This is a genomic window from Neobacillus mesonae, assembly GCF_023715155.1.
Taxonomy (GTDB): domain Bacteria; phylum Bacillota; class Bacilli; order Bacillales; family Cytobacillaceae; genus Neobacillus; species Neobacillus mesonae_A.
Genome location: NZ_JAMBNQ010000073.1, coordinates 1 through 8099 on the forward strand (window position 1 = coordinate 1; position 8099 = coordinate 8099).

Below are 8099 nucleotides of genomic sequence, written 5' to 3' on the forward strand. Positions count from 1 at the left end.
AGTGAGTATTCGAGAGAAAATCGTATCTAACTGAGGGAGCTTAAATAGTAAAAAATAAGCGGAGTTTTTTCCGTTATTCAATGAAAAGCACCCGATTTTAGCAGTTTAAAATCAAATAAGGGAAATTTCTACCTCTATTTCAGCTAATTAACATCCAATTTCCTAAATAAGGGGAATTTCTACCTCTATTTTTTGAACAAATCTTAAAAAGGGAGCAAAAAGCAACAATCTTTTAGAAAAGAGCCTTATTAAAAGATCATTTAAAAATACAGGTCAACTTTTACAGAATCACTGTACTTATTTAGTAGATAGTCAAACTTGTTAATTTACACCATGATAGAATCCCTATACTGTCTGTGCTCCTTACGGTTAGGTACAGCCATAAATTTCTCGTCTTACGGGTGCAAGCGGAAAAGTATTTATTGTGGGTGATTCAGCTTATAACAGAATAGTAAATCCATAGAGCCGCCCGCTCTTTGACCACACTTCACTTAAGTTGGATTCATTCAGGATCAAAACAAGACAAGTGAATGTCATGCCATCCTCTGCAATGCCTGTTTAATTGTTGGAACCTTCTATTGCCCGTTGAATGGCATAAATAACTCCCGTATGCATTCCTTCATGGTGTAAACTAAACGTGAGAATTTCTCCGATTGTTTCCATCTTAAAACCAAGCCGTACAAAGGGTTTTATTGCCTTTTCCTGCAGGCGGCTGCCGAGAGACTCCTTGATATAAGCAGTTTGCCTTTTTAATTCATTGGATAAGGTTTGCAATGTTGGAGGTTCTACCTGCCATTCGCTTGGTTTCGTCCGGTTGCCAAATAAGGTGACAAATTCAGGAGAAAGTTGCTGCGGTAATCCTGCAAAGTTTGAAGCAAGCTGATCCTGAACAATTAAAATATGACCAACGTTCCATCGGATTGTATTGTTAAATCCCTTAGGCATAATATCAGCCACATCTTCCGTAATAGATTCCACCTTTTGGATAGTAATGGCCCGTACTACTTCCACTTGTCTCATCACCATTTCGTTCGTCATAATATTCCACCTCTTTGTGAATTCGCCCTCTGTGGGTGCTGTTTTCCCATTTAACGTATCCTTTCAATATCCTCAAACTTCTTTTTCACCCATTACCAAAGATACTCCATTATTATATACAGTTCACTTCTTGCCTTCCGCTCCAATTAACAGGACTATTAAATCAACAATATCCTTTAACACAGCCTTAAATAAAAAAGAAGGCTAAACAAGTTTATAGAAAGGAAATCTTGTTTAGCCTATACTTTTTTATTTATGGTACGGTTCAACGCCACCATGAATAGAGGCAGTTTTTTTAATAGGAAAGGACACCATAAAGGCTGCCTCTATGCTAGCTGGTTTACTAAACTTGGTTCATCAAAAAAAGACCTTGTCTACGTTGTATTTCGATTTGAGTGCATTAATAATATACGTTTCATAAATTTCTCTATGTACAGGGTCTTCAATCACACAAACATCAATTTTAGCAACTTCATCTCTATGCATTTTTATTGGGGAAACAGTATCTGCAAAATGCTTTTTAATCCTTTGCCGCAATTTCCTTGCCTTACCGACAAATAATAGCTCTTGGTTATTATTATAGAACATAAAAATGCCGCCCTTATCTCTAGGGATAAGATGGAACTCTGTAAATCCATAAATATTACTTAATTCAGGGTTCTTCTGTTTGGTAATTGTAACACTTGGTTTTGGAATGGTTATGTTTATCATTTTCATTCACTTCTCCTTTGGTATTGGTTAAAGGCAAAAGGAACAACTGCCTCTTATGGTAAGGTTCACCGTAATGCATCTAAGTGAAGTTTTCGTTTTTTTATAGGCCCGTAGAAGGGTTTAATAATAGTAAAAGGGAAAACTATTTCCATAAAAATAGTGACAATTAGGGTCTATAAACTAAATATATGCTAATCCTTGGCAAAATCCGGAGCGTGACTAGCACCAGTTTCTAAAGGAAGACAAATAGTAAAAGTAGACCCATATTCCGGAGTACTACTCACCTCAATAGTTCCCCAATGGTCCTGAATAATTTTCTGACATATGGGCAGCCCCAGACCCGTTCCTTCAGCTTTCGTTGTAAAGAAGGGATTAAAGATTTTTTTCAGGTCTGTATCTTCTATACCTACACCTGTATCATGAACCTCACAAACTGCTAAGTCCCCCTCTTTGAACAATCGAATCGTAATACGTCCACTTTCAACCATAGACTGAACCGCATTGTTAATTAAATTTACAAATACCTGTACCATTTTATTGAAGTCCATTTTCACCAAAAGATCAGGATTATACTCCGTGTATACAATTTGATGTCCTAAACAGCAGGCATTAGATTTGGTTAAGGAAATGACTCTCTTTAAACACTCATGGATGGAATAAGCTTGGTATTGAGAAACATCTGGTTTTGAAAATTGTAGGAATTCAACCGTTAATTTATTCATCCTGTTTACTTCACCAAAGATTAAATCATGCCAAGGCTGTATATTATAATTATTCTCTTTTGAATGCTGCAGAAACCCTTGAATGATTGTCAACGGGTTTCTAATTTCATGTGCAAGTCCAGCAGCCATTTCTGCTATTAGCTCTACTTTTTCCTCTTTGTGCCGTAATTCTTCACGTTTCTTCTCTTCAATAAGAGTATTTTTTTTCGTTTCCATTTCAATAATGTACTGAATGATCAGTACTACAGCAATTGAAGTTAAAAAGTCCGATCCAACCCCAAATATGCTATAGGAATTTACAGGGGAATACGTAGCTCGAATAAAGGTGTAAAAAACCATGAAACCAAAACCAAGAAAAATCCCCTTGACGGCTCCCCTGACTTGAAATAAAAATTTACTAAGTAAAATGATATAAATAGAGTAACACCAATTCAGCTGGCTGGTGAAATGAAACAATAGTAATGAAATAATTTCACTTGCTGCGATAAACAAAAATAAGCGGGCATAAATTCTTTCCAAAAAGATACTGGCTATAAAAAGAAGACCAAATACAATCATAAAAAAAGCATTTTGAGTTTTCTCTAATGAAATTGAGGCGAAAATGACAAATACTACATAAACAGGCAAGACAATATGATACATTAAACGAAAAAACATAAGTTCTCTCCATTTCATCTCCCATGGCAATCAAAATAATTATACACAAATTTCTACTCTAACACATTAGTTAAAGTTTACCTCATATAAGAAAAAATCCTCCTCGAATAATATTGAGGGGTTATCTAACTTTAACTTTATGAATAGACCAATAATCAAAAACTGGCAGATGAGTGGAAAAAACCGATATAAAAATAAACCTGTTTTTGAAAAAAGCTTGATCAAAACAGGTTTATTCTTTGTGAAGCACTATATATCAAATTTCCACCTATTATCCTCAACTGCCAAAAACGCGATAAATCGTTTCCATTAAATGTTTATGGTTGAATTTTTTGACATTATATATATAAATGATTCCACATTACACTGCCATCATTTGAACAATCACAAGGCCATCTCTTATTAATGATTATTCTTCTTCTCGTAACAAAAGGGCTTCCTTCGCCATAACCGCAAGTTCAATCTTTTCAAGGGTTTTGCAATAATTGTTTAAGATTTCTCCATTGAAACTGACTTCTTTCTTAATATAATCCAAAACATGACAATCCTCAAACCAATCTTCGCTTGTCGTTTCTTCATGGGCGGCATCCGGCCAGGCGTATTTTAATGGCGGACTGTACAGACGATTTGCGCCCTTTCTCAACAAGCAATTCTTGACCCGTGGTTTATAAAGGGAGCGAGGAAAAGATTCATTTACATCATTAAACAAATCAGGCCAGTAATCTTTCCGTGATCCAGTGTGAGGGCATTCATGTGCCCATTTCACAGCCCCCGCCAGAATCTCTTCACGCTGAAAAAGCAAAGAATATAAATTTTTTCCGACTAAAATTCTTTCGTGGAGCGAAGTGAATTGATGTGAGGTGGTGCCGACAAGTGAGGGTTTCTCCATTTCCCCCCCTGCATAGTAGGGAAAAAGAATGTTATTTAGCTGCAAAAATTCATACATCTTGAAACTGAGTGTGCCGGTTACGTTTTTTTTGAAATGATTATTTTGAATCAATCTTTTTTCCAAATAGCTTTGTTCATTTATCACCATTGCGATTGCCAACGAATAGCTATCCCCGCTGCGCCAAAAATAACGCCACATCGTCTCCATGAAGGTAGAAGTGTAAAAGAAAGGTAAAAGGTGGAACATTTCTTGGCTCCCTCTCACACTCAGATCATAAACCCAAAATTGAGGATACACATCTTGAAAAATCAACCAGCTGCCCTGTTCCAAAAAGGAAAAAAAAGCTTTCTGATCTCTTTCAGGCAGAAGTTTTGTCAGCAATTCCCCTTTTAAATCCGTCATGTTCCACCCAACGTTTCGCGATACCATATGTCCAAGAAGAGCCCAATGTATTTCAGGATGCTGCAGGTAAAACTGAAAATAAGCTTGCGTCCGTGTTACATTGTTTTGGTTAAGTTGTCTCGTCCCTTCTCTTATAAGGTGAATATATTGTTTATCATTTTCAGATAACGAAGGCAGAAGGCAGACAGATTTCTTTTTCTTCAACTTTTTTTTCAATTCTTTTTTTACGTCTGTTAAAGAGTCCAGCAAAACGGCATCATTCCTTTTCCGAGTTCATTTTGACTGTTTCAATCCTCCCCATCAAAGGAGCATATTCATTCTGCTCAAGGAATATGAATTCTAAAAAAGATGATTATTCTGGAGAGGATAGGTAATATGAAGCATCGGGTATATAAGGAAATTAACAGAATCGCCAAGCAGTTCGTCCAAGAGCAATCAGAGGACGGGGCCTGGCATTATCCTTTTGAGACAGGGACCGCATCGGACTGCAGTATGATTATCTTACTGAGGACATTGGAGATAAATGATGAAGAGTTCATAAAAGAACTAGTGAAACGTATTGCCGGAAAACAGCAGAAAGATGGGTCCTGGAAGCTATTTCATGATGAGGAAAAAGGGAACCTAACCTCCACTGTGGAAGCGTATTATGCTCTTTTGTATTCTGGTTATCGAGATCCAAAAGACCCGGAAATCCAAGCAGCAAGAAGGTTTATTATAGAGGGTGGAGGGGCCGCGGAAGTCCATATGTTTTTGAAAATCTTGTTAGCCCTAACAGGACAATGTCCATGGCCGCACTTCCCCATTAATATAGAAGTAATGCTTTTACCAGACTCCTTTCCAATCAATCTCTTTGACCTCTCCGTTTACGGAAGAGCCAACCTAATCCCTTTTTTAATACTCGCCAATACCCAATTCCGCAGGAGAACGTCAAGATCGCCCGATCTTTCTGATTTGTTTCAAAAAAGAGAAGTTCATTTTTTTACAGAGGATCAAGAAGAAGAGGTCCGCTCCGTGATCAAATTAATTAAACAGGGGATTAAGGCTCTGAAATACCATGGAAACCTTCGCGAATTGACATTATACCGGGCAGAAAAATATATGCTGGACCGGATTGAACCGGACGGTACCTTTCTTAATTATTTCAGCTCAACTACTCTTATGATTTATGCCTTACTGGCAAGGGGGTATTCGAATACACATCCAGTGATTACTCGTGCCGTGCAAGGTTTAAAAGCGATGGCCTGCCGGATTGATGGAAAACTTCACAGCCAGTATACGACCGCTTCAGTCTGGAATACGACTTTAATCAATTATGCTCTGCAAGAAGCAGGGGTTCCCTATTCATTCAGCACGATTCAAAAAGCAAATCAATATATTCTCTCCCGTCAGCATCTCAAATACGGAGATTGGGTCATTCATGAACCGAACCTATTGCCGGGAGGCTGGGGGTTTGCGGACATGAACACGATCCACCCTGATATTGACGACACAACAGCTGCACTGAGGGCGATACGTACTTTGGCCATAAAGCAAGTGGAATGCCGGCAAGCTTGGGACCGCGGAGTAAACTGGCTCATTTCCATGCAAAACAATGACGGCGGTTGGGCGGCATTCGAAAAGAATGTAAATAAAAAAGTGTTGAACTTGTTACCGATAGAGGGGGGAAAAGATTTATTGATTGATCCGTCAACGGTTGATTTAACGGGAAGGACTTTAGAGTTCTTTGGAAACTATACCCATTTGGATCATCACCATCCCATGGTGAAACGCGGGATTCGTTGGCTGTTGCGGCAGCAAAAATCAGATGGTTCCTGGGTGGGGCGATGGGGAGTGTATATTTATGGCACATGGGCAGCTGTAACAGGATTGATTGCGGTTGGGGTTCCTGCGAATCATCCAGCTATTCAAAAGGCTCTAGCATGGTTGCGTAAAATTCAAAATTCTGATGGTGGGTGGGGCGAATCCTGCAAAAGTGATATCAAAAATTGTTATATGCCACTGGGCGAAAGTACCCGTACTCATACTGCTTGGGCTCTTGACACACTCATCTCAGCCGCAACTAGCGTAACACCTGAAATTGAAAGCGGTGCAGCTTTTTTAGTGGAACAAAAAGAAAAGGATTGGACGAAGAGCTACCCAAAAGGAAGAGGAATGGCAGGGTCCTTTTATATCGATTATCATTGCTATGAATATGTTTTTCCATTGATTTCTCTTGCTCATTTTCAAAAATTAGCTGGCGGGCAGCTCCTAACGGATGTGTCACAAATGGATTTAATTTAAGAATTCTCTTGAGTAATTTTTGGAATACTTTTATATCTTGTCCCATAAAATCAATCAACTGCAGGTCTTCGGGAAAGTGAACCAAAAGGAGGCAGTCAAAAGATGCTAGGAATAATTAACATTAACCAATTTTTGGATCTAAAAACATTAATTTGGCTGCTTCCCATCATTTTTATTTTCCATGACTTAGAAGAAATCATAACCATCGAATCTTCCATGACTGCACATAAAGGCAATTACCCGAAAACAAACTTCGTCAAACTAACATTAAGAATGAGGGAGAAACTAGGTTCAACCGCTGCCCAGCTTGCTGTTTCGGCAACATGGATTTTACTAATTACCTCATTCATTGCATTGATGACTGCCCGTTTTTCATCTAATGGAGGAAACTTTCTTTTATTTACGGCCATTCTTAATTTATTTGTATTGCAGGCATTCATACATATTGTTCAAACCATCATGTTTAGGGGCTACACGCCTGGTATCCTAACGTCTCTGTTCCTCCTGATCCCTTACTGCCTCCTTACATATTATTTTTTAGCTGAATATGGACAGATGGACTGGCCTTTGATCTTTACTAGTCTCCCGGTTAGTCTGATCTTGATCCCGATTAATCTAGTTGGCAATCTTCTAGGCCGATATTTTATTCGATAAATGAGCCAGACCTTTTTATAAGTTCTCTTGATCCTCTCAAAAACTTTTAAGATAAAACTGAACCCTTTTAAAAAAGAGGTCTTGTTCTTAATTGAATAACTAGCGGTAGTAAGCGGAGATTTTCCGGTTATACAATCAAAATCCCACACTTTCAGGTTTTTCGAGCCAATAGGCGGAATTTCTCCGTCTATTTGGGCTATTTTCAGTGCTATTTACTCCCTCAGTTAAATAATTTTCCCACGAATATTAATTAAGAGAAATTTCTCCGTATATCAATTTATTTGATTGGGTGTTTAACTTGATCCTCCAACCTGTTCTGTTAATCCGTATTTTATAGTGTCCCACACTCTTTATCATTAAATATTTTTTCAAAAACCTCATTTACTTATGGTACGGTTCACCGTGATGTATCTAAATGAGGTGTTTGATTATAAATTTATGGAATTCAGTTCTTCTCCTAAAAAGTTTAGAAATATTGTATATTTTAATTCCATTTCCCTATAATGATTAAAATCAAAAAGACAGTTACCTATGTTGTCGAAAAAAACGTCAGGATAGAATCGGTAATTAATATAAAGAAGACTATTATTAACTTAGCTTTTTAAGTTTTATTTAGGAAAGGCTGTTTTCGTAAACTATGTTGTTATGCCAAGAAAAGCGGTGGTTTGTTCTATTAGCGGACTCTGCGAGAAAGCTGGATTACAGGATAGCCCCCTTGGAAGTAAAAAATAAGCGGAAGTTTTCCC

At 37.8% G+C, this 8099-nt stretch carries 6 protein-coding genes; 2 read left to right on the forward strand and 4 right to left on the reverse strand.

Going from position 1 to position 8099, the window contains the following annotated elements:
• Positions 1-558: 558 nt before the first annotated feature.
• From M3183_RS26260 to M3183_RS26275, 4 genes are all read right to left on the reverse strand, one after another.
• Positions 559-1038, reverse strand: a complete 480-nt coding sequence (locus tag M3183_RS26260) for a DinB family protein (RefSeq protein ID WP_251474916.1) — start codon at positions 1036-1038, stop codon at positions 559-561.
• Positions 1039-1395: 357 nt separating this feature from the next.
• The gene (locus tag M3183_RS26265; RefSeq protein WP_251474937.1) at positions 1396-1749 is read right to left on the reverse strand and encodes a nucleotide excision repair endonuclease; all 354 of its coding nucleotides are present in this window, start codon (positions 1747-1749) and stop codon (positions 1396-1398) included.
• Between the two features lie 191 nt (positions 1750-1940).
• A complete protein-coding gene (locus M3183_RS26270) occupies positions 1941-3128 on the reverse strand; it encodes an ATP-binding protein (RefSeq protein WP_251474919.1) in 1188 nt (395 codons plus the stop codon).
• Positions 3129-3537: 409 nt separating this feature from the next.
• The gene (locus M3183_RS26275; RefSeq protein ID WP_251474921.1) at positions 3538-4668 is read right to left on the reverse strand and encodes a DUF2515 family protein; all 1131 of its coding nucleotides are present in this window, start codon (positions 4666-4668) and stop codon (positions 3538-3540) included.
• A gap of 126 nt (positions 4669-4794) precedes the next feature.
• Between M3183_RS26275 and shc the strand changes: the two genes are divergently transcribed.
• The gene (shc, locus tag M3183_RS26280) at positions 4795-6699 is read left to right on the forward strand and encodes a squalene--hopene cyclase (protein ID WP_251474932.1); all 1905 of its coding nucleotides are present in this window, start codon (positions 4795-4797) and stop codon (positions 6697-6699) included.
• Positions 6700-6801: 102 nt separating this feature from the next.
• Positions 6802-7353 (forward strand): HXXEE domain-containing protein, encoded by a 552-nt coding sequence (locus M3183_RS26285; RefSeq protein WP_251474935.1) that lies wholly within the window; start codon positions 6802-6804, stop codon positions 7351-7353.
• Positions 7354-8099 lie beyond the last annotated feature (746 nt).